Annotated in this window: 19 protein-coding genes; 6 read left to right on the top strand and 13 right to left on the bottom strand. The window is 60.7% G+C overall.

The window, feature by feature from the left end:
* Window positions 1-434 precede the first annotated feature (434 nt).
* On the top strand, window positions 435-704 hold the full coding sequence (locus QCE58_RS19450; protein ID WP_250522261.1) for a DUF1488 family protein: 270 nt from the start codon (window positions 435-437) through the stop codon (window positions 702-704).
* Window positions 705-713: 9 nt separating this feature from the next.
* Here the strand turns inward: QCE58_RS19450 and QCE58_RS19445 are convergent, their stop codons facing one another.
* The 4 genes from QCE58_RS19445 to QCE58_RS19430 form a co-directional block, all read right to left on the bottom strand.
* Window positions 714-1,973, bottom strand: coding sequence for a cytochrome c (locus QCE58_RS19445; RefSeq protein ID WP_008347792.1), 1,260 nt, complete (start codon window positions 1,971-1,973; stop codon window positions 714-716).
* A 10-nt stretch (window positions 1,974-1,983) separates the two neighbouring features.
* On the bottom strand, window positions 1,984-4,218 hold the full coding sequence (locus QCE58_RS19440; protein ID WP_250522260.1) for a xanthine dehydrogenase family protein molybdopterin-binding subunit: 2,235 nt from the start codon (window positions 4,216-4,218) through the stop codon (window positions 1,984-1,986).
* 1 nt (window position 4,219) lies between these two features.
* Complete coding sequence (locus tag QCE58_RS19435; RefSeq protein WP_008347788.1) at window positions 4,220-4,675, bottom strand: (2Fe-2S)-binding protein; 456 nt, start codon at window positions 4,673-4,675, stop codon at window positions 4,220-4,222.
* 333 nt (window positions 4,676-5,008) lie between these two features.
* Window positions 5,009-5,296 (bottom strand): hypothetical protein, encoded by a 288-nt coding sequence (locus QCE58_RS19430; RefSeq protein WP_309780091.1) that lies wholly within the window; start codon window positions 5,294-5,296, stop codon window positions 5,009-5,011.
* A gap of 148 nt (window positions 5,297-5,444) precedes the next feature.
* Here QCE58_RS19430 and QCE58_RS19425 point away from each other — a divergent pair, with 148 nt between their 5' ends.
* Complete coding sequence (locus QCE58_RS19425; RefSeq protein ID WP_008347784.1) at window positions 5,445-6,569, top strand: VIT1/CCC1 transporter family protein; 1,125 nt, start codon at window positions 5,445-5,447, stop codon at window positions 6,567-6,569.
* Between the two features lie 120 nt (window positions 6,570-6,689).
* Here the strand turns inward: QCE58_RS19425 and QCE58_RS19420 are convergent, their stop codons facing one another.
* Genes QCE58_RS19420 through QCE58_RS19395 form a run of 6 tightly spaced genes read right to left on the bottom strand, consistent with a single transcriptional unit; the run spans window position 6,690 to window position 12,765 of the window.
* Window positions 6,690-7,760: an alcohol dehydrogenase catalytic domain-containing protein gene (locus tag QCE58_RS19420; RefSeq protein WP_250522259.1), complete on the bottom strand. Its 1,071-nt coding sequence runs from the start codon at window positions 7,758-7,760 to the stop codon at window positions 6,690-6,692.
* 41 nt (window positions 7,761-7,801) lie between these two features.
* Window positions 7,802-8,548: an SDR family oxidoreductase gene (locus tag QCE58_RS19415; protein WP_008347780.1), complete on the bottom strand. Its 747-nt coding sequence runs from the start codon at window positions 8,546-8,548 to the stop codon at window positions 7,802-7,804.
* A 10-nt stretch (window positions 8,549-8,558) separates the two neighbouring features.
* A complete protein-coding gene (locus QCE58_RS19410) occupies window positions 8,559-9,539 on the bottom strand; it encodes a sugar-binding transcriptional regulator (RefSeq protein WP_008347778.1) in 981 nt (326 codons plus the stop codon).
* Window positions 9,540-9,573: 34 nt separating this feature from the next.
* A complete protein-coding gene (locus tag QCE58_RS19405; protein WP_008347776.1) occupies window positions 9,574-10,425 on the bottom strand; it encodes a carbohydrate ABC transporter permease in 852 nt (283 codons plus the stop codon).
* Window positions 10,426-10,436: 11 nt separating this feature from the next.
* A complete protein-coding gene (locus QCE58_RS19400; protein WP_235366216.1) occupies window positions 10,437-11,366 on the bottom strand; it encodes a carbohydrate ABC transporter permease in 930 nt (309 codons plus the stop codon).
* Between the two features lie 28 nt (window positions 11,367-11,394).
* Window positions 11,395-12,765 carry a sugar ABC transporter substrate-binding protein gene (locus QCE58_RS19395; RefSeq protein ID WP_008347772.1) on the bottom strand — a complete coding sequence of 457 codons (1,371 nt, stop codon included), beginning with the start codon at window positions 12,763-12,765 and terminating at the stop codon, window positions 11,395-11,397.
* A 190-nt stretch (window positions 12,766-12,955) separates the two neighbouring features.
* On the opposite strand from QCE58_RS19395, the gene QCE58_RS19390 reads away from it, so the two are divergent.
* The gene (locus tag QCE58_RS19390) at window positions 12,956-14,077 is read left to right on the top strand and encodes an ABC transporter ATP-binding protein (RefSeq protein ID WP_250522258.1); all 1,122 of its coding nucleotides are present in this window, start codon (window positions 12,956-12,958) and stop codon (window positions 14,075-14,077) included.
* A 454-nt stretch (window positions 14,078-14,531) separates the two neighbouring features.
* Complete coding sequence (locus tag QCE58_RS19385; protein ID WP_008347768.1) at window positions 14,532-15,401, top strand: EAL domain-containing protein; 870 nt, start codon at window positions 14,532-14,534, stop codon at window positions 15,399-15,401.
* 77 nt (window positions 15,402-15,478) lie between these two features.
* On the opposite strand, the gene QCE58_RS19380 is transcribed toward QCE58_RS19385, so the two are convergent.
* On the bottom strand, window positions 15,479-17,386 hold the full coding sequence (locus tag QCE58_RS19380; protein WP_250522257.1) for a M60 family metallopeptidase: 1,908 nt from the start codon (window positions 17,384-17,386) through the stop codon (window positions 15,479-15,481).
* On the opposite strand from QCE58_RS19380, the gene QCE58_RS19375 reads away from it, so the two are divergent.
* Complete coding sequence (locus QCE58_RS19375; protein ID WP_175980622.1) at window positions 17,385-17,567, top strand: hypothetical protein; 183 nt, start codon at window positions 17,385-17,387, stop codon at window positions 17,565-17,567. The genes QCE58_RS19380 and QCE58_RS19375 overlap by 2 nt on opposite strands.
* A 45-nt stretch (window positions 17,568-17,612) precedes the next feature.
* On the opposite strand, the gene QCE58_RS19370 is transcribed toward QCE58_RS19375, so the two are convergent.
* On the bottom strand, window positions 17,613-17,900 hold the full coding sequence (locus tag QCE58_RS19370; RefSeq protein WP_008347763.1) for a DUF4148 domain-containing protein: 288 nt from the start codon (window positions 17,898-17,900) through the stop codon (window positions 17,613-17,615).
* Window positions 17,901-17,987: 87 nt separating this feature from the next.
* A complete protein-coding gene (locus QCE58_RS19365; RefSeq protein ID WP_175980620.1) occupies window positions 17,988-18,431 on the bottom strand; it encodes a MarR family winged helix-turn-helix transcriptional regulator in 444 nt (147 codons plus the stop codon).
* 145 nt (window positions 18,432-18,576) lie between these two features.
* Here QCE58_RS19365 and QCE58_RS19360 point away from each other — a divergent pair, with 145 nt between their 5' ends.
* Window positions 18,577-20,118: a DHA2 family efflux MFS transporter permease subunit gene (locus tag QCE58_RS19360; RefSeq protein WP_250522256.1), complete on the top strand. Its 1,542-nt coding sequence runs from the start codon at window positions 18,577-18,579 to the stop codon at window positions 20,116-20,118.
* Window positions 20,119-20,149: the final 31 nt, after the last annotated feature.

Genomic DNA, 20,149 nt, shown 5'->3' with positions numbered 1-20,149 from the left:
CCGCCGCAACAGAAGCCGCGTAGACGTTGCCGGTGAAGTTCCGGGAATGCGCCGCACGACCCGCTTGCTGATGCGGTGTGCCGCGCCGCTTCGGATGATCGTTCCTAGAGTAGTACACCTGAGCATGCTTTTCTTTTCATTTTTCATGGACATTCATGGACAACCGCGCCAGTGTTGCCGGTATGGGATCTCGCGCGGCGTCGAATCCCGCAGGTTGCACCTCAGACTACTCCGCAAATGTTTAACGTCGGTGAACGCCGAATACGAACGTTCGATTCATTCATATGAAGTTTGTCCCCGCGTTGGAACCGCCTTGAAGCGAAAAACGCCTGCTTCTGGCCGTTTGCGCACGTTTCGCGCTCATTCGAGGATTCGCGAGTTCACCAAATTCTGACACAATAAAATTCAGCGAAACGTATCTCTCCTGTCGAACCATGACGAGCAAGCTCCTGATCCATGCCACTATTTCGGCGGACCGCGCCTCCGTCAGCTTCGTCGCGTTCTCTCGCGAGCAGGCCATTCAATGCAACATCACGCGCAAGGCGTTGGAACAGTGCTTTTGGGCACCGACAGGAGCAAGCGACGAGCGCTTGCTAAAAGCCCTGAGCGATGGTTATGAGCGCATCAGTGCACGTGTGCATCGCAAATTCCTCGCGCATCCATCCAGTTCGATTCACCTGGATATCATCGATTTTTCTTCCTGACCCATACAGTCACTGCGTCGCCTTGCGCATCTTCGTCACGTCCGATGCCTGCACAGCCGGCGTGCCGTTGTTCCACGCGCCCCGGATGAAAGTAAGTACGTCCGCGATCTGCTGATCGTTCAGCACGGGTGCATAGCGCGGCATCGGGTAAGGCGCGGGCACGCCGCCGATAACCAGATCGCCGGTGCCGTTCAGCGTCACGTTGATCAGCGACGATGCATCCTTTTCCAGAACGTTTGGATTGCCCGCGAGCGGCGCAAGCATGGGTGCGAAGCCACGGCCGTCCGCACCATGACAATGCAAGCAATAGGCGGTATAGACCCGCGCTCCCGAATCCGATGCGGCCGGACGCGACAAGGACACTTTCGTCGCTTTGGGATCATATGAATAGCGCGGTCCACCATTGCCCCCCGACGCGGGCAACGACTTCAAATAGCGCGCCATCGCGGCAAGATCGTCGTCACTCAACATCTGCGTGCTGTTGTTGACGACGCTCGTCATCGAGCCGAATGCAGACGCGTGCGCGTTCGCGCCCGTCTTGAGAAAGCTGGCAATGTCCTGCTCCGACCAGCGCCCGAGGCCGGTATTGTGCTCGCCCGTCAGGTTGGAAGCGAACCAGTTATCGAGCAAGCCGCCCGTCAAATAGGCGCTATTGCTTTCGTCGAGTCCTTTTTCCTGAAATGCGATGCCCCGCGGCGTGTGGCATGAGCCGCAATGTCCGAGTCCCTGAATGAGATAAGCGCCACGATTCCACGCGACATCCTTTCCGGATTTGTTCTGATAAACGCCCTTTTCCAGAAAGACCGCGTTCCATAGCTTAAGCGGCCAGCGCATATTGAGCGGCCATTTCATGTCCGGCTCACGATTGGCCTGCTTGACGGGTGTGACGCCATGCATGAAATACGCGTAAAGCGCATGCATGTCCTCGTCGTTTATCTTTGCATAAGAAGGGTAAGGCATCGCCGGATAAAGGTTATGCCCATCCTTCGCAACGCCTTCGCGCAAGGCGCGCGCGAAGTCCTCTTCCGTGTAGCGGCCGATTCCCGTGTCCGGATCGGGCGTGATATTGGTCGTATAGATCGCGCCCAACGGCGTCATCATCGGCAAACCGCCTGCGAGCGGCTTGCCCTTTTGAGTCGAGTGACAAGCGACGCAATCGCCTGCTCGCGCGAGATAGGCGCCACGCGTGACGAGTGCATCGTCGGCTGCATGAGCCGAGGACGCCAATGCAAACAGCATCGCAAAGAGAGGCTTGAATGCGTTCTTCATGACGGGCTCCTCAGGCGCTACGCAATTGATCGCCTACGGGCAAGCGCCTCAATCGCTTGCCCGTTGCGGCATGGATCGCATTCGTGATAGCCGGCGCAAGCGCCGCTGTGCCTGGTTCGCCGATGCCGCCAGGAGCTTCCGTGCTTTTGACGATATGCACCTCCACCGGCGGCGTTTCGTGAATGCGCAGCATTCGATAGTCGGTGAAATTGCTTTGTTCGACGCGTCCGTCCTTGATCGTGATTTCGCTATAGAGCGCGGCGGTAATGCCGAATATGATGCCGCCTTGCACTTGCGCTTCGACCGTATTGGGATTGACGACCATGCCGCAATCGACGGCGCACACGATGCGATTCACCTTCACCTCGCCGTCTTTGTCGACAGCGACATCCGCGACGATGGCGAAGAAACTGCCGAATGCGTGCATCACCGAAACGCCGCGCCCTTGTCCCTGCGGCACGGATTGCTGTCCCCAGCCCGCCGCCTGCGTCGCGACATCGAGCACGTTGCGTGCGCGCGGCGACTTGCCAAGCAGATCTCGCCGATACTTGACGGGGTCGACTTTCGCCTGCACGGCCAATTCGTCGATAAAGCTTTCCACGACGAACGTGCCACGCGTCGGTCCCACGCCGCGCCAGAATGCGGTGGGCACGTCATGCGGTTCGAGCCGCACATAGTCGACGAGCTGATTGGGTAAGTCGTACGGAAGATCGGATGCCACTTCGACGGCATCGGGATCGACCCCATCCTTTACTGCCGGCGGCGCAAAACGCGCAAGCACAGACGACCCGACGATGCGATGCGTCCATGCAACCGGCTTGCCGTTGGCATCGAGTCCCGCAGATAACTTGTCGTAATAGCACGGCCGATACATGTCGTGCTGAATGTCTTCCTCGCGCGACCACGTTACTTTGACCGGAACGCCGAGCGCCTTGCCGATCTTGAGCGCCTGCGTGGCCATGTCGAATTCGAGCCGCCTGCCGAAGCCGCCGCCGAGCAAATGGTTATGCACATGAATCTTTTCCGCAGGCAATCCAGTCGCTTTCATTCCGGCATCGCGGATACGCGTGGGCACTTGCGTGCCAAGCCAAATATCGCACCCATCCGGGCGCACGTGCACCGTGCAGTTGATCGGCTCCATCGTCGCATGCGCGAGAAACGGCTGAACGTACACCGCATCGACGCGCGTCTTCGCATTGGCAAACGCATTGTCGACATTCCCTTCCTTACGCGCCACCGCGCCCGTGCGCTGCGATGCATCGGCCATGTCGTCGACGATCTGCTTCGTCGATACGTTGGCGCTCGCGCCTTCGTTCCATTGAATCTGCAAGGCAGCCGCGCCGCGTTTGGCGGCCCACGTATGATCGCCGATCACCGCGACGCCATTGTCGAACTTTACGATCTGACGCACGCCGGGAATCTTCTTCGCATTGCTGTCGTCGACGGATGCGAGCGTTCCGCCGAACACGGGGCAATTCACGATTGCTGCATACACCATGTCGGGTAAGCGCACATCGAGACCGAACATTGCAGTGCCATCGACCTTCTCTGGCGAATCGAGCCTTTTCACCGGCGTGCCGACGATCTTGAAGTTATTCGGATCCTTTAATTTGATGTCTTGCGGAACGGGCAATTTCGCGGCCGCTTCGGCGAGCTCGCCATAACTCGCGCTACGTTCTCCCGATGCATGCATAACCTTGCCGCCTTGCGCCTGGCAAGACGATGGATCGCATTTCCATTCCTGCGCCGCCGCCGCGACGAGCATCATGCGTGCGGCCGCGCCCGCTTTGCGTAACGGCTCCCACGCATAGCGCACGGACGTCGAACCGCCTGTCAATTGACCGCCCAACAGCGGGTCCGTGAAAAGTTTTTCGTTCGGCGGCGCATGATCGATCGTGACGCTATCGAGCGGCACTTCGAGCTCCTCGGCTATCAACATGGGCAACGCGGTATAGACGCCTTGTCCCATTTCGACCTTCGGCATGATGAGCACGACCTTGCCGCTCTTGTCGATCTGCACGAACACATTCGGTGCGAATACGCCTTCTTGCGCGGACTCGACGCCATCGCCTCCGATAACCGACTTGCCTTTGCCCTGATCCTGGCTCGCGGCCGGCAAGCTGAAGCCGATCAGCAATCCGCCGCTTGCAGCGACGCCGGCGGTCACGCCGAACTTCAGAAACGTGCGACGCGACAATCCCGCGCGAGCCGCATGACGCCCCGCCTCGATCAATCCTTGCGACATGTCACGCCTCCTTTGCGGCCTGCTTGATGGCGGCGCGAATGCGGTGATAAGTGCCGCAGCGGCAGATGTTGCCCGCCATCGCGGCATCGATATCGGAGTCGTTGGGATCGGAGACTGTCGCGAGCAATGCCGCGGCGGACATGACTTGTCCAGACTGACAGTACCCGCATTGCACGACATCGAGCGAACGCCAGGCCGCTTGCACTTTCTTGCCGGCGGGTGTTTCCCCGATGCCTTCGATCGTCGTCACCTTGCGATCGCCAACGGCGGCAATCGGTAAAACGCATGAACGAACCGCGACGCCATCGAGGTGAACGGTACACGCACCGCATTGCGCAATGCCGCAGCCGAATTTGGTTCCTGTGAGTCCTACGATGTCGCGCAATACCCAGAGAAGCGGCATGTCGGGTGGCGCATCGACCGAATGATTCTGGCCGTTAATGGAAAGCGTGGTCATGAGCGCTCCGGCTTTTTGAGTGGTTTCAGCGGATATCGCAAATAGCCGACTGTGTGGGGCGCCAGTCGGTTTTAGGCATCGGGATTGTAGCGCCGCTTTAAAAATCGAGCTTGGATCGTGTAGCGCTTGCGGACAGCTTCGCTAATACGCATCGATTTGGTGCGCGGCCCTGGAGTAGTTCTTTGATTGCCTAAAACTCCGACTGCTCGCTTATTTGATTCTTTTGCTGGCCTGGGCTCGGATTCGAAGTGGATAAGCGCAAAGGAAAGTTAGTTGCATCGTTAAGCGATTGATACCGATTGATACCTTCGCCTAGCGTCGGCATCGTTTCGTTCAATAAAGCTCGCAAGCGCGCGACTCGCCTGAGATCGCGGTGATAACCAACCATACGTCTCTTCCGGCTGGCGCTACACCAACATCGAAGCGCTTGAGGCGCGCATCGGCATCGCCTAACGGACACGGCAATACCGCATAGCCGGCACTCGATGCGCACATCGTTGCCTGCGCATCGCGATTGTTGCTGCCGAAAACGATCTTCGCTTTAGGCGAAACACGCTCCTCGCTGCCGCGCCGAACGTACCGCTTCGCGCAGTCACGAGAAAGATTCGCACGTCGCTCCATTCGAGATTCAATCAAGCCCCATCTAAACAATGACGACGATGAGACGCGATTCAATTCTCACTCAGCGCGCATCGTAGGGCTATTAGCAACGCGACATGTCGTTCGTCTTTACTCTTGAATCAACGAGACGAACGATAAAGGTGACGTCATGGCGTCCCAGACAGAACTCAAGCGCTTTACCTCCAATCTCGCGGACGAACTCGACAGCGCCGCGCTCTACGACACGCTCGCACGAGCGGAAAAGCAGGACGACAAGCGGCGCGTCTATGCCGAGCTGGCCGAAGCGGAGCGCCGTCATGCGGACATATGGGCCGCGAAATTGCGCGCGAATGGCGTGTCCGTTCGAACGCATCGCATCAGCGCAAAAACGCGGATCATGCGTACGCTCGCACGCGCGTTCGGACCGGACTTCGTGTTGCGCTCGGTCGCCGCAAACGAAATGGCCGATCGCGATAAATATGCCGGCCAACCCGATGCCGCGCAGATGTCGGCGGAAGAGCGGCATCACGCGGATATCGTGCAGGAAGTCGCGAGTCGCAGCAAAGGGCTGAGTAAAGGCGGTGCGATCGCAGCGGCCGAGTCGTGGCATCGCGGCGTCGCATCGGGCAACGATTTACGTGCCGCAGTGCTCGGCGCGAACGATGGCCTCGTGTCGAACTTTTGCCTCATCATGGGCGTCGCGGGTGCAGGCAGCGATAGCAAAACGGTCCTGCTCACGGCGTTCGCGGGACTCATCGCGGGCGCGGCATCGATGGCGCTCGGCGAATGGCTCTCTGTCACGAATGCGCGCGAACTCGCGCGCACGCAAATCGCGCGGGAGAAGGACGAGCTCGATCATATGCCCGACGCGGAGCGGCATGAGCTCGCGCTCATCTATCAGGCAAAGGGCATCGATGCAGCCGAAGCGAAACGCGTCGCCGCGCAAATCATGCGCGACAAGGACAAGGCGCTCGACACGCTGACGCGCGAAGAACTCGGCCTCGATCCGCGCGAGTTGGGCGGCAATCCCTGGACGGCCGCGCTCGCATCGTTCACGTTGTTCGCCGTGGGCGCGATCATTCCGGCCATCGCCTTTCTTTGGGCAAGCGGTACGGAAGGCATCGTGCAGTGCATCGTTTTGAGCGGACTCGGGCTTGCGGGCATCGGCGTGTTCACGTCGCTGTTCAATGGACGCGGCGCGCTGTTTTCCGCCGTGCGACAAGCGTTGATCGGAATGATCGCGGCCGCTTGCACATATGGAATCGGCAAGTTGCTGGGCGTGTCGCTTTCGTGAACGATGCGCCATGCAATGCAACGCATGGCGCATGGTTTTCACATCATCAGATCCTGAACGACTCGAACGTCTCCGGCGCGAACGCATGCATCGGAATCGCGACGCGCACGCCGGCAGTCGTTACGGCTTGAGCAGCACCTTGATCGAATCGAGCGAATTCGCGATCCTGATGGCTTCGTCCCACTCGTCGAGCGTGAAGCCATGCGTGACGATGCCCTTCGACGTGACGAGTCCGCGCGCGAGCAGATCGATCGCGATCGGATAGCAATACGGTCCGAGATGCGCGCCGCGCACGTCGAGCTCCTTGCGATCCCCGATGATCGACCAGTCGACGGTTGTATCCGCGCCGAACACGGAGAACTCGACGAAGCGGCCGAGCTTGCGAATCAGCTCCAGTCCTTGCGTAACGCCCGCAGGAACGCCGGTCGTTTCGATATATACGTCGCAGCCATAGCGATCGGTGATCGAGCGAATCGTTTCGAGCGCATCGTCGGTCTTCGGGTTGATCGTGATGTCCGCGCCGTACTCGCGCGCCAACGCTAGCCGCTCTTCGACGAGATCGATCACGACGAGCTTCTTCGGCGTCTTCAGATGCGCGACTTGCGTCATCATCAGACCGAGTGGCCCCGCGCCCGCGATCACAACGACATCGCTCAACTGGATATCGCCGCGATTCACCGTATGGATCGCGCACGCAAGCGGCTCGATGATCGCCGCATCTTCCAGTGAAATGCCGTCCGGAATCTTATGCACGATCGCCGTCGGCGGAAAGCGCATGTATTCGGCCATGCCGCCATCGGCGACTTCGCGCTGGAAGCCGAAGATGTTATGCACTTCGCACATCCAGTACTCGCCCGACTTGCAATAGCGGCATTTCGCACAAGGCACGATTTGCTCGGCAATCACGCGATCGCCCTTCTTCACGCCAAAATGTTCTTCCGCGCCCTCGCCCAGTTCTTCGACATAACCGAAGAACTCGTGTCCCGGAATGACCGGCGCCTTGACCCACGGATTCGGGCCGCCCCAGAACATCTTCGCGCCCGACCAGCATTTGCAATCGCTCGCGCAAATGCCGCATGCCGCAATGCGGATCACGAGTTCGTTTCTCGCCGCGCTCGGGCGTTGCACGCGTTCGACGCGATAGTCTCTCGGCGCGCGGCATACGATCGCGGTCATCTGTGAATCGGTCATTACAAGTCTCCGGTGTCGTTGATTGAATCGCGAAGCTAATCTCAGCGCGCCTGAAATCCGCCATCGACCAACAGGCTCACGCCGCTGACCATGCTCGAATCGTCGGAAAGCAGATAGGCAATCGTGCGCGCGACTTCCACCGGCTCCACGAAGCGGTTCATCGGAATGCGCGCAAGCATCGGTTCGGATTTGGCGGGATCGCTCCACGCTCTTTCACCCATCGGGGTCATCGTGACGGTCGGGAGCACCGCGTTCACGCGTATGCCGTGCGGGCCGAGCTCGTTGGCCATGACGCGCGTCATCGCGTCGAGTCCGCCTTTCGATGCGCAATACGACGCGTGCAGCGCGAAGCCCACATTCGCCGACAGGCTCGATACGTTCACGATCGAACCGCCCGCGCCACGCGCGATCATGTTCTTCGCGCACTCTTGCGCGACGATCATCGCTGCGCGCACGTTGACGTTCATCGTCAGATCGAAGGCTTCGACGGTCGTATCGAGAAACGGCTCCAACACCGCGATGCCCGCGTTGTTCACGAGCAGATCGACGGGCTGAACGGCGCGCGCCGCTTCGCGTGCGGCGTCGGCATCGGCGAGATCGGCGGCAATGATCTCGCAACCCGTCTCCTTCTTCAGCAGATCGAGATCGGCTGCGCTGCGGCTCAATGCAATGACACGCGCGCCACGCTCGATCAGCAGATGAACCGTTGCATGACCGATGCCCTTGCCCGCCCCCGTGACGAGCACGGTCTTGCCCGCGAATTCGCGATTTCTGTCGATGGTCGTCATGGTGTCGTCTTCACGGCTCGTCGCACAGGCGTCTTGCGGTGTCCTCGTCGGTCACGAGCACGGATGGATAACGCCCGCGCAATGCCGCGCGCGTGACATGAAATTTCTTCTTGCCGCCGCTCACGAGAATCACGCGTTTGATCTTGCGCAGGTCGTCCAGCGTGATCGCAACGGTGCGTCGATTCAACGGATGATCGATCAGCTCCCCGTCTTCATCCATGAAGTGGCCGAGCATGTCGCCGACCGCGCCCGCCTTCTGCAACGTGCGCAATTGCTCCGGATTGTCGATGCCGTATGTCACGACGAGCGATTCCGTCAGATCGCCGCACGTCAGCAAGGCGAGATCGGCACTGCGCGCGAGTTCATAGGTCTCGCGCACGGTTTCTTCCTGCAGGATCACGTCGCGCGCTTTCTGGCTGCTCACGTAGATCGGCGCGGCGAACAGATAACTGTCGGCGCGGCAGATGTTCGCGAAGTCCGACACGATATCGAACGTATTGATACTCGGGCAATGCGACAGCCCGCCCTGCAGCGACACCGCCGACACCGCGCCGTACGTGCGCTGCGGCAGCGCGCGCAACACGGCGCGGATCGTGCGGCCCCAGCCGAGGCCGATAGTTTGCCCTGCAACTATCTGCCTCGCGAAGTACGACGCCGCGCCGATGCCGAGCGCCGCATTGTTCGCCTCGTTGTTCGCGCCGCTCGGCACGACCACCGCGCATTCGAGGCCGAAGCGTTTCGCGAGCGCTTCTTCCAGCGCGACGCATGGCACGATCTTGCTATTGATCGTGATCTGCACGAGGCCGGACTCGCGGCTCGCCGCAAGCAGCCGGTTCACGCGCACGCGATTGCTTCCGATCCGCTGCGCAATTTCCTGCTGCGTCAGATTGCCGACGTAGTAATGCCACGCGACGCGCGCCTGCAGTTCTTCTTCCGAATCGATGGAATCGTCCGCTTCCGCGATGGCGATGGGCGGTGCGCTCTTGCTCATGTTGTCCTGTTGTTCAATGAAAGGCCGCGCGATTTTATTTCACCGCGCCCATCGTGAGCCCTTGCACCAATCGCCCGGACACGGCCAGCGCGAACACGACCATGGGCAGCACGATCAGCGTGCCCGTCGCCATGATCTCGCCCCAGGGCAATTCATAACCGCTCATGTAGCTCGTCGCCGCAACCGGCGAGGTAATCGCGTCGCTGCGCGTGAGCACGAGCGCATAGAGCAGATCGTTCCACGAGAAGATGAACGCGAAGATCGCCGATACGACGATGCCCGGCATCGCGAGCGGCAGATTGATGCGCCAGAACACGCGCCACGGCGATGCGCCATCGAGACGCGCGGCTTCGTCGAGCTCGACGGGAATGTTGCGGAACTGGTCCGTGCAGATCCATACGACGATGGGCAGCGAGAACGTCAGATACAGCAGGATCAGCACGATATGCGTATCGACGAGATCGAGCTTCGTCGCGATCAGAAAGAACGGCACCGCGAGCACGACGGGGCTCACCATGCGGTTCGAGATGAACCAGAACCAGAGGTCTTCCTTGCCGCGAAATTCGTAGCGCGCGAGCGCATAAGCGGCTGGCGTGCCAAGCAGGATAGCGAGGACGGTCGTGCTGCTCGCGATGATGAGCGAGTTCAGCAGACTACTCGCGACGTCATGTTCGAACAGTGCCGCCGAGTAGTGATGAAACGTCGGCGAGAACAGCCATTTCGGCGGGTACGCGAGCGCATCGGCCTGACTCTTGAGGCTCGTCGTGACCATCCAGTAGAACGGAAACACCGACGACATGAACACTACGACGAGGCCCAGAAAGTGCCATACAGTAGCGCGTTTTCTTGCCGCGCGTGCGCGCTTTGCGCGTTGCGTGCCTTGCATGCCTATCGAACTCACGCGGCCTCCCGATACACGAAGCGAATATAGAGACGCGACAGCACGATCGTCAGAATGAGCAGGATGATCGCCTGTGCGGAAGCCATGCCCTGATCGAAGAGACGAAAGCCGACGCGCTGGATATAGACGCTGATGAATTCCGTCGCGGCGCCGGGCCCGCCGCGCGTCATCGTGAAGACGGCGTCGAACATCTTCAGCATATCGGCGGAACGAAGAATAAGAATCGCAGTGAGACCCGGAAGAAGATACGGACGCTGCAGGTGCCACAAAATCATGCTCCACTTCGGCGTTTCGAGGCGCGCTGCTTCTTCGGCTTCCTTCGGCACCATCGAAAGCCCGGCAAGCAGGATCAGCGCGCAGAAGGGCGTCCATTGCCAGATATCCATGATCATCACGGAGACGAACGCGAGCGTCGGGTCCGCAAGCCAGTCCTGCGGCGGAATGCCGATGAGACCTGTCAGATAGTTCGCCACGCCGAACTGCCGATTGAATATCAGGCGGCCGATGAGCCCGACCACCGCATACGTCGTCGCCATCGGAATGACGAGACTCACGCGCGCCGCCGCGCGCATCCACGGCAGCTCCGTGCGATGCAACAGCAGCGCTGCAAAGAGCCCGAGCGCGACTTCGATCGGCAAGGTCACGCACAGGAACAATGCCGTGCGTCCGAGCGCTTCCCAGAAGGTCGGATCGGTCAGCGTCGCGATGTAGTTATCGACGCCGACGAACGGCGTGCCCGAGGCCAGGTCCGCGAGCTTGTATTGATGAAACGAGTTATAGAGCGCAAGCAGCAGCGGATAGATGCCGATGATCGCGAGCGCCGCGATCGCGGGTATCAGGAACCAGAAGGCGGGCGAACGCGGCAGGACGCCGAAGTAGCGCGCGGGCTTGCGCGGTCCGCGCGCATGCATTACAGGTGATGCCATTCGATCGCCTCCGGTCCCGTGAACAGAATTACTTCAGCAAAGGCTTCTTGCCGTCGTAATAGCCCGCTTTCTTCAGGATGTCCTCGGTCTTCTGACCGATGGTCTGCGCGCCCTCCTTCACCGTCACCTGGCCGAGCATCATCTTGCTGCCCCATTCGCCGATAACTTCTGAAATCGCCGGCCACTCCGGGAAGCGCGGACGATAATCCGGCACGCCGCCCTGCCACGATTCGACCATCGGCTTCACGAACGGATACTTGTCCTGCACGGCCTTGTCCTCATAGATCGCCATGCGCGCCGGCACGCCGCCCGCTTCGAGATAAGGCTTCGCCATGGCTTCGGACGTGATCCATTGAATGAAGAGCCACGACGCGGCCTGCTTCTTCGCATTCGACTTCGCGTTCACTGCAAGCGAGAAGCCGCCGAGCGCGGGCTTAAGTCCGGCCGGTCCCTTCGGTTCGGTCGTGATCGCGAGACAGTTGCCGATCTTCGACTTGCTCGGATCGGTGAGCGTCGGATAGAACGCGGACCATTCGGTGATCATCGCGACCTGTCCTTGCGCAAGCGCGTTCACCGCTTCGGCGTGATCGAAGTCGACGATGCCCGGCGGCATGTACTTCATCAGCTTCTGCCGATATTCGAGGCCCGCCTGCGATTGCGGCGACATCAGATTCGACTTGAACTTCGCATCGAGAAGCGACCCGCCGTTCGGCCACAGCACGCGCATGAAGCTATCGGCCGACTGCGTTTCGCCTCGCCGCGACTGCAGCGCGAACGCGAACTTGTCGCCCTTCGTGAGCTTCGGCGCGTAGGTGTTGAGCAAGTCGTCCCAGGTCTTCGGCGGCTCGTCGAAGCCCGCGTCCTTCAACATGCACTTGTTGTAGAACATCAGGCCCGAGTAGTTATCGAACGGCAGGCCGTATGTGACCTTGTCCCACGAGCCGAACGAATCGAGCAGGATCGGAAAGAAGCCCTTCAGGTTGAGATTCGGATCCGCGAGCTTCGGATCGTCGGTGAACTTCTTGATCGGCACGAGCCACTTGTTGCTCGCGAATTCGCCGATCCACACGACGTCCACGAGCACGATGTCCTGGTCGCCGCCGCCGACGAAGTTGAGCACTTCCTTTTCGCGCGTATTCTCATAGGGAATCACTTCCCAGCGCACCTTGATGCCCGTTTCCTTTTCGAACTGCGGAATGAGTTGCTGCGCGGCCTTGTAGCCGGGACGATCGAGAAAGATGGCCTTGATCGTGGTGCCCGAATACGGCTGCGCCGCTTCCTTCAGAGTCCAGGCCTGCGCGTTCGATGTTGCGAACGCCGCGCTCGCCGTGAGGAGCGCGACTGCCGCGGCGTGTTTGATCGGACCGGCTTGCATGGCCGGAATGAAGCGCTTCTTCATGCCTGTCTCCTTGGTATTTTTCGAGCGGATACGGCTTCTCTGGTGCGTTCGTTCGTGACCCCTGGTGCGCGTCGTTTCACTTGTAATTTCGGTTTTACAATTGTATATTTTGGCGCGAACAGCTTGTCAAGAACAAATTCGACGACGCATCGGATGCTGCGCTGCCGCAGCAGCAAACGGGAGACAACGCATGAGCGCAGTTCATTTGCAGCAGATCGGCAAGGCATTCGCTGGCGTCGACGTGCTGAAGGGCGTCGACATAGAAGTGACCGATCGCGAGTTCATGGTTTTCGTCGGTCCTTCGGGATGCGGAAAGTCGACCTTGCTTCGCACCATCGCCGGACTCGAACGCTGCGACTCAGGGCAAGTACTGATTGGCGGCGAGGACGTCACCGAACTCGAGCCTTCGCAACGCGGCGTCGCGATGGTGTTTCAGTCGTATGCGCTTTATCCGCACATGTCGGTGTACGAGAACATCGCGTTCGGTTTGCGCATGCTCAAGTTGCCCGAAGCGCAGATCAAGGAACGCGTGCATCGCGCGGCCGAGATCTTGCAGATCGGCCAGTTGCTCGAACGGCGTCCGCGCGCGCTGTCGGGCGGGCAGCGTCAGCGCGTGGCGATCGGTCGGTCCATCGTACGCGAGCCGAAAGTCTTTCTCTTCGACGAGCCGCTCTCCAATCTCGACGCCGCATTGCGCGTGCAGATGCGCCTCGAACTCATCAAGCTGCACAAGCAGCTCAATGCGACGATGATCTACGTCACGCACGATCAGACCGAAGCGATGACGATGGCCGATCGCATCGTCGTGCTGAATCATGGACGCGTCGAACAGATCGGCTCGCCGCTGGAGCTGTATCGCACGCCGCACAATCGCTTCGTCGCGGGTTTCATCGGCTCGCCGAAAATGAACTTCATGGATGTGCGCGTGCTGCGCGTGGATGCTATGGGCGTCACCATCGAATTGCCGGGCGGCGAGTCGTTGACGCTGCCGTTCGCGGCTTCGTCCGTGCACGCGGGCGAGACGCTTACGCTTGGCATCCGGCCCGAGCATTTCGTCGAATCGGGCGCCGGCGATATCGACAGCGGCCTTGCAGGCGAAGTCATGGTGATCGAGCATCTCGGCGGCGAGACGCTGCTGCATGTCCGTTTGCCGAACGAACTCGTGATTCAGGTGAAAGGCTCGGGCGAATCGACGGCCGTCGAAGGACAGCGCCTGAACGCGGGCTTCAGCATTCGCCATGTGCATCTGTTCCGCGAGGATGGCAGCGCGCTGGAACGCATGCGCCCTATCGCCGAAACCGCGACCGCCTGACGGTCGACGTCGCGGAAAGACTGTCGTAAGCGAAGACAGCGGCATACCCATGCTCATCGACCGGCGGTCGCCTGTGCGGAAGCGCCGCGTGTCCCAATTTTGGTGCGCGCCCGCCGTTCGCAGCGATCATTTTCCGGCGCCGACACTAGTCGGGATTACAAATGTTCCGGAATCGCTATATACAAAACTGCAAAACGCCATGCCGATGCAGCGCAATATGTGCTTGCGTTATGTGCGCCAGCCCACACAGACCATCACGCGTTACGGTTGCGTTACGTGACTCGGGATGGCTGAACGATGCGTCCACACGCAAGCGCAAACGCTCCCCTTAAGGAGGCAAACGTTGTCTCCAAGGGGCTCACCGAATTTACTTGGATTGGACGACGCGCGATCATAGTTTCTGGCACGACTCGTGCAACCGCTTCCACGACCAACTGGGAGGGATGGCTAGAGCATGAAAAGAACGACACACGGCTCGCCTGTCGCGAAAGCCGCGCCGGAGTCAGATCATGCATTCAGGCATCGCATACTCGAAGGCCTCAAGGCCGGAGAATTCTGCATCGCCTATCAGGGAATCTACCGAGTCCACGGCGGCGAACTCGCGCAAATGGAAGCGCTCATTCGCTGGCGTCATCCGGAATACGGCGTATTGCTGCCAGGCGCATTCAGCGAGGCGTTCAAGGACGCCGACATCATGCGCGAACTGACATGGTTCGTGCTGGACGCGGTCGCGTCCGAGATTGGCGAGTGGCGCGAAAGTGGCGGCGCACACTATTCGGTCGCCGTGAATGTCCCGCCATCGGTCGCGGCGTTGCCGGGCTTCGCCGAGCGGATGGAATCGATTTGCCGCGCGCACGACATCACGCCCGATTGCATCGAACTCGAACTGCTGGAAAGCGAGGATCTCGCGCGCATGCCGGCGATGCGCAAGGTCGTGCGGCGTCTCAAGAACAAGGGCGTGAGCGTCGCGATGGACGATTTCGGCACCGGCTATTCATGTCTCGCCGCGCTCGGACCGATCGACTTCGGCACCGTCAAGATCGCGAAGGAACTGCTCGCCGAAGCGCCGCGCTGCCCGAACGCGTGTCTGGTCTTTTCGTCGGTGCTCACGCTTCTTACGCGGCTGAAGGTGGCGATCGTCGTCGAAGGTGTGGAAACGGCCGCGCAGGCGCAATGGATTGCGCAGTGGCCGCACGTGCTCGCGCAGGGTTTCTTTCTCGCGCGACCCGCGTTCGGCATCGGTAATGTGCCGGGCGCGCTCATCGGCCGGCCGGGGACGCGGCGCAAAGAACAGCAGACCATTCGGCTCGCGGATGCAGCATGAGGAACTGAAGCGTTTCTGGCAGCCCTCGTAAAAGCCAGGACTTCGCCGACGCGTGCATGCGTCGGCGTTTTTTTGCCTTAAATCCGCGTGCGCGTCAAATCGGTCTTCGGCGCGCTCAGCTTCAGCCCGGCAATCGCCGCACGCGTGCCAGCATCGACCGGCAGTCCCCATCGCTCGAAGAAATCCGTCAGATCGAGATTGGCCGCCATGCACGCACGCAGCACGAAGCGTTGCACTTCGTTCTGGTCGCCGCCTTCATCCTCCGTCAGCGGATGCCGCCGATACAGCTTGTGCAGCCGCGCATAGAAGCCGTTGCCGAGTGCGCGGCGCAACTGCTCGTACATGACGAGCCTGATCCAGAGCGCTTCCGATGGCATCGGAAACGACGCATCGTCGAGAAAATTGCGTGACGGCTGCGCGAAATACTGCGCCGCGAGATCGATGCGATTCTTCTTGCCGCGCGCGTCGACGACTTGCAGCAGCGGCGAAGGCATCGGCGTGCCGAGGCGTTCCAGCGCATGCAGCGAATAGACGTTCACCGTCGTCTCCGTCACGCCCGGCCATGTCCAGTCCCATTGCTGATACATGTGTCCCATCTCGTGCCATACGCCCCATTCGTCGGCTTTCGCGGGCTTGAGCAAGGTCTCGGCCGCGCTATTGAGCGGCAGGCCGATCATGTAGTACGTCGCGTAGAGATACGTGTTCTGCAACTCGGCGTGGGTCGAAATCGCGTCCTGCACGAAATGCACGCGCAACGGCGACGGCGCATCGAGTGCTTCCGTGCCATCGAGTCCGGACAGTTCGTCGTGATAGCCCATGATGCGCTCGACATAATCGAGCAATGCGGCCGGATCCGCTGCGCCCGACTTGTCGTACATGGCGCGCGCGACGGTGAACATCGTGCGCTTGCCGACCATCTCGACGAGCGGCGCATCCGCATGACGCTGCAGCATCGCGCGCCATTCGGCGGGCGTCGTCGCACCTTCGACATAGAACGGCACCGGCTTGCCGCCTTCGCGCACGATGACATCGATCGACGTACGTGGCCTCTCGTTGTATCCGCTGTCGATGTATTCGAAGTAGAGCAAGCCATCGCGCGATGCGACGAACGCGTTGCGTCCTTCGGTCGCGAGGATCGTTTGCGGATCGCCCGCGGCTTGCCGCCGATAGAAGCCGTTCTTGTTGCCGACCATGACGATGAGGCCATCGGGACCATCGTCGGCGAGACCGTTCACATCGATCACGACGGTTTCGCCCTTCGACACATACAGCCCCGACGGATGATAGTCAGTCCAGCGAAAACCGCCGAGCCGTTCGGCCTCGATCGCATCGGGTGCATACGCGCTCAAGTGATAGCGCCTGCCGATGTTGTCGTAAGTCGAGCGCGCCGAAGCATCGAGCATGCGATACGCATGATCGCCGCCATCGCTTCCGGTCTTGTACAGACGCCACTGTCCGGCCTGCGCATTGACTTCGACGGACGCACCGTCGCGCAACGCATGATGCCCGACGACGAGTCCCGTCTTCGTGCCGGTGGCCGCGATGGTCACGACGTTCGCATCGGCTTCGATGCTCCAGTTCTGCCGCGCATCGCCCGATGGCGCTTCGAGCTCGACACGCGCGCCGAGCGTCACGTAACGTCCATATAGCTTCGAGTAAAGACGAAAGCCGCTGCCTTCCTTGTCGATGGTCCAGATCTGGCTCGCGGCGCGTTCGGGCGTCCACTCGGACTGCACGAGCGCGATCGTGCCATCGCGTTGCACTTGCGCGGTCAGCGCCTTGAAAGTTGCATTCGAAACGATATAGAAGTCGCCTTCCTCGACTTTCGCGCCTGCGCCGTAAGGCACCTGCATCGCCCCGGTCTTCGATGCGAAACGCGATACCCGCACCGCGTCGTGCGGATAAAACGTCACGGGCGCGTAGTAGCGCGATGCCGCGTGTGCGTCGCACAGGGCGAAGATCAACAGCCATGACCGCCATCGCATGCGTGGCCTCCCCGATACATCGGCCGTATTCCGGCTCTTCGTCGCATATCTGGAACTTGCGCCTGATGCCGAGATACTGCCGTATCCCGCCGTCGGCGTCGAGCGCGGACATCACGCGATTGCCGCATCATGCGTCGCGCGCTTTGCGATCAACGCGATCTCGTCGTATCGACTGCCTTAATGAAGCGGATGGCGTTTTCCGCGTCGTCCCGGAACAAGCGTCCGATTACGGCGTCGATGCCGGCGCCGGCTTGCCCGCCTTCTGCGCATTGATCTTCGACTGCGCGTTTTGCAGATTCTGCGGATAGTTGGTCTGCTCGCCAGCGGGGTTGTAGCCGTTCTGTTCGAGTTGCTTCAGCTCGGCGTTCTTCTTCGCGCGCGCTTCCTTTCGCTGGGCTTTCTTGATCTGCTTCGGCGTGGATGCGGCCGTGTCTTGCGCCTGCGCGATGGGCATCGAGACGAAAGCGGCGACGGACAGCGCGAGGACGGCCAACGGTGCGGTGCGTTTGTTCATGATCGATCTTCTCCGGATGGATGGCGGCGCTGGACAACGACGCTTGCGGACAACGCTGAAGCAATCGGCGATCCAAGCGCGGATGAATCACCGATCGACGATACGGCTCAGATTGCCGCGCACGCGTTGCAGAAGCGCGATCAATTGCTCGCTTTCCTGCCGGCTGAAGCCCGCGAGCGCTTCTGCTGCGATCTCGTCGCCGACGCGCCGCGCGCGGTCGAGCGCCTTCTCCGCCTTCGCGGTCATGCGAACCTGACGCTCGCGACGATCGTCGGGATTCGGGCGGCGCTCGATCCAGCCGCCCTCTTCCATGCGATCGAGCAGACGGCCGGCGGAAATCGGCGCGACTTCCAGCAGCCCGGCGAGCCGCGCCTGATTGACCTCGCCGTAATGCGAGAGATACGCAAGCACGCGGCATTGCGCGCGCGTCAGATTGAGCGATGACTTCGCCAGCACGTCGAAGCGGTTGCCGCACAGGCGGTCCACGTCCGCGACCAGAAAGCCGAAGCGTTTGTCGAGTTGGGTTTCCATCGCGCGATTATATGTAACGCCTTTCGATGCGCGCATCTCGTGTACACCCGGTAATTGACCGCATTGCGCGAGATCGCGGCCGTTCTATAATAAGCCTGCTTATCATCATCGTACTTACAAAAGCCGCCGCCTTGCGGCCACGTCCATGTCCCTCGAAGTCCCCACGGAACGCGCCGCAGCGCCATTGAACCGCGGCATGCTGACTGTCTCGATCATGCTCGCCACGCTGATCCAGACGCTCGACAGCACCATCGCGAACGTCGCGCTGCCGCATATGCAGGGCACGCTGTCGGCGTCGCAGGACGAAATCACCTGGGTGCTGACCTCGTATATCGTCGCCGCCGCGATCGCTACGCCGCTCACTGGCTGGCTCTCGGACCAGTTGAGCGTGAAGAAGCTGCTGTGTATTTCGATTGCGGGTTTCACCGTCGCGTCGGCGTTTTGCGGGCTGTCGGAGACGCTCACGCAGATCGTCGCGTCGCGGCTGTTGCAGGGCGTGTTCGGGGCGTCGCTCGTGCCGCTGTCGCAATCGATCCTGCTCGACATCAATCCGCGCGAGAAACAGGGCCAGGCGATGGCCGTCTGGGGCATGGGAGTGATGGTCGGTCCGATTCTCGGTCCGACGCTCGGTGGCTGGCTCACGGACAGCTACAACTGGCGCTGGGTCTTTTTCATCAACGTGCCGATCGGTGCGTTCGCGCTCTTCGGCGTAGTGACGTTTCTGCCCGCGCAGATCGCGCGCCGCGCGGTGAAGTTCGACGCGTTCGGCTTCGCGACGCTCGGCCTTGCGATCGGCGCGTTCCAGGCGATGCTCGATCGCGGCGAACAACTCGACTGGTTCGGATCGATGGAAATCCGCATCGAGGCGATTCTCGCGGCGCTGAGTTTCGTGTTCTTCATCGCGCATACGGCGACGGCCGGGTCGCGCTCGTTCTTCAAATATCAGTTGCTGAAGGACCGCAACTTCGCGACCGGAACGTGCTTCATCTTCGTGATCGGCGCGGTGATGTACGCGACGCGCGCGCTGTTGCCGCCGATGTTGCAGAACCTGATGAACTATCCGGTCGCGACGACAGGCCTCGTCACGGCGCCGAGCGGCGCGGGCACGATGATCGCGATGCTCGTCGCCGGACGCCTGCTGAAGCACATCGATGCGCGTGTCCTGCTGCTGTCGGGATTTCTGATTTCGGCGTTCGCGCTCTGGCAGATGATGCATTACACGATCGTGCTGTCGGCATCGGATATCGTTTGGCCGGGCGTGATTCAGGGCTTCGGGCTGGGACTCGTGTTCGTGCCGCTGTCGGCGCTGACGTTTTCGACGCTCACGCCCGAGTTGCGCGCGGATGGCACCGCGACTTACAGCCTGATGCGCAATATCGGCAGCAGTATCGGTATTTCGATCGTGCAGACGCTGATGACGCGCAACACGCAGGTCGCCCACGCGGACCTCGCCGCGCAAGTGACGCCGTTCAATCCGGCGATGCAGCCGATGCTGTCCGGCGGCTCGATGACGGACATGGCGATGCTCAATCAAACGATCACGCAGCAGGCTTCGATGATTGCTTATCTCAACGACTTCAAGCTGATGTTTGTCGCGACGTTGTTGGTGGTGCCGTTGCTGCTGCTGATCCGGCCGGCGAAGAAGACCGCGGCGGAGGAGTCGGTGTCGCATGCGGCGATGGATTGAGGTTCGTGTTTGCGTCTTTTGTGTGGCTTTC

The sequence above is a fragment of the Caballeronia sp. LZ028 genome (assembly GCF_031451415.1).
Taxonomy (GTDB): domain Bacteria; phylum Pseudomonadota; class Gammaproteobacteria; order Burkholderiales; family Burkholderiaceae; genus Caballeronia; species Caballeronia zhejiangensis.
The sequence above is the reverse complement of the archived record's forward strand: the minus strand, read 5'-3'. Positions and strand labels throughout refer to the sequence as shown.

Coding starts and splice junctions, on each gene's coding strand:
- QCE58_RS19390 (WP_250522258.1), top strand. CDS start 12,956: ATGAGCGCAGTTCATTTGCAGCAGATCGGCAAGGCATTCGCTGGCGTC.
- QCE58_RS19415 (WP_008347780.1), bottom strand. CDS start 8,548: ATGACGACCATCGACAGAAATCGCGAATTCGCGGGCAAGACCGTGCTC.
- QCE58_RS19405 (WP_008347776.1), bottom strand. CDS start 10,425: ATGCAAGGCACGCAACGCGCAAAGCGCGCACGCGCGGCAAGAAAACGC.
- QCE58_RS19395 (WP_008347772.1), bottom strand. CDS start 12,765: ATGAAGAAGCGCTTCATTCCGGCCATGCAAGCCGGTCCGATCAAACAC.
- QCE58_RS19440 (WP_250522260.1), bottom strand. CDS start 4,218: ATGTCGCAAGGATTGATCGAGGCGGGGCGTCATGCGGCTCGCGCGGGA.
- QCE58_RS19365 (WP_175980620.1), bottom strand. CDS start 18,431: ATGGAAACCCAACTCGACAAACGCTTCGGCTTTCTGGTCGCGGACGTG.
- QCE58_RS19375 (WP_175980622.1), top strand. CDS start 17,385: ATGCGTGGCCTCCCCGATACATCGGCCGTATTCCGGCTCTTCGTCGCA.
- QCE58_RS19450 (WP_250522261.1), top strand. CDS start 435: ATGACGAGCAAGCTCCTGATCCATGCCACTATTTCGGCGGACCGCGCC.
- QCE58_RS19425 (WP_008347784.1), top strand. CDS start 5,445: ATGGCGTCCCAGACAGAACTCAAGCGCTTTACCTCCAATCTCGCGGAC.
- QCE58_RS19430 (WP_309780091.1), bottom strand. CDS start 5,296: ATGGAGCGACGTGCGAATCTTTCTCGTGACTGCGCGAAGCGGTACGTT.
- QCE58_RS19385 (WP_008347768.1), top strand. CDS start 14,532: ATGAAAAGAACGACACACGGCTCGCCTGTCGCGAAAGCCGCGCCGGAG.
- QCE58_RS19420 (WP_250522259.1), bottom strand. CDS start 7,760: ATGACCGATTCACAGATGACCGCGATCGTATGCCGCGCGCCGAGAGAC.
- QCE58_RS19360 (WP_250522256.1), top strand. CDS start 18,577: ATGTCCCTCGAAGTCCCCACGGAACGCGCCGCAGCGCCATTGAACCGC.
- QCE58_RS19445 (WP_008347792.1), bottom strand. CDS start 1,973: ATGAAGAACGCATTCAAGCCTCTCTTTGCGATGCTGTTTGCATTGGCG.
- QCE58_RS19410 (WP_008347778.1), bottom strand. CDS start 9,539: ATGAGCAAGAGCGCACCGCCCATCGCCATCGCGGAAGCGGACGATTCC.
- QCE58_RS19435 (WP_008347788.1), bottom strand. CDS start 4,675: ATGACCACGCTTTCCATTAACGGCCAGAATCATTCGGTCGATGCGCCA.
- QCE58_RS19370 (WP_008347763.1), bottom strand. CDS start 17,900: ATGAACAAACGCACCGCACCGTTGGCCGTCCTCGCGCTGTCCGTCGCC.
- QCE58_RS19380 (WP_250522257.1), bottom strand. CDS start 17,386: ATGCGATGGCGGTCATGGCTGTTGATCTTCGCCCTGTGCGACGCACAC.
- QCE58_RS19400 (WP_235366216.1), bottom strand. CDS start 11,366: ATGGCATCACCTGTAATGCATGCGCGCGGACCGCGCAAGCCCGCGCGC.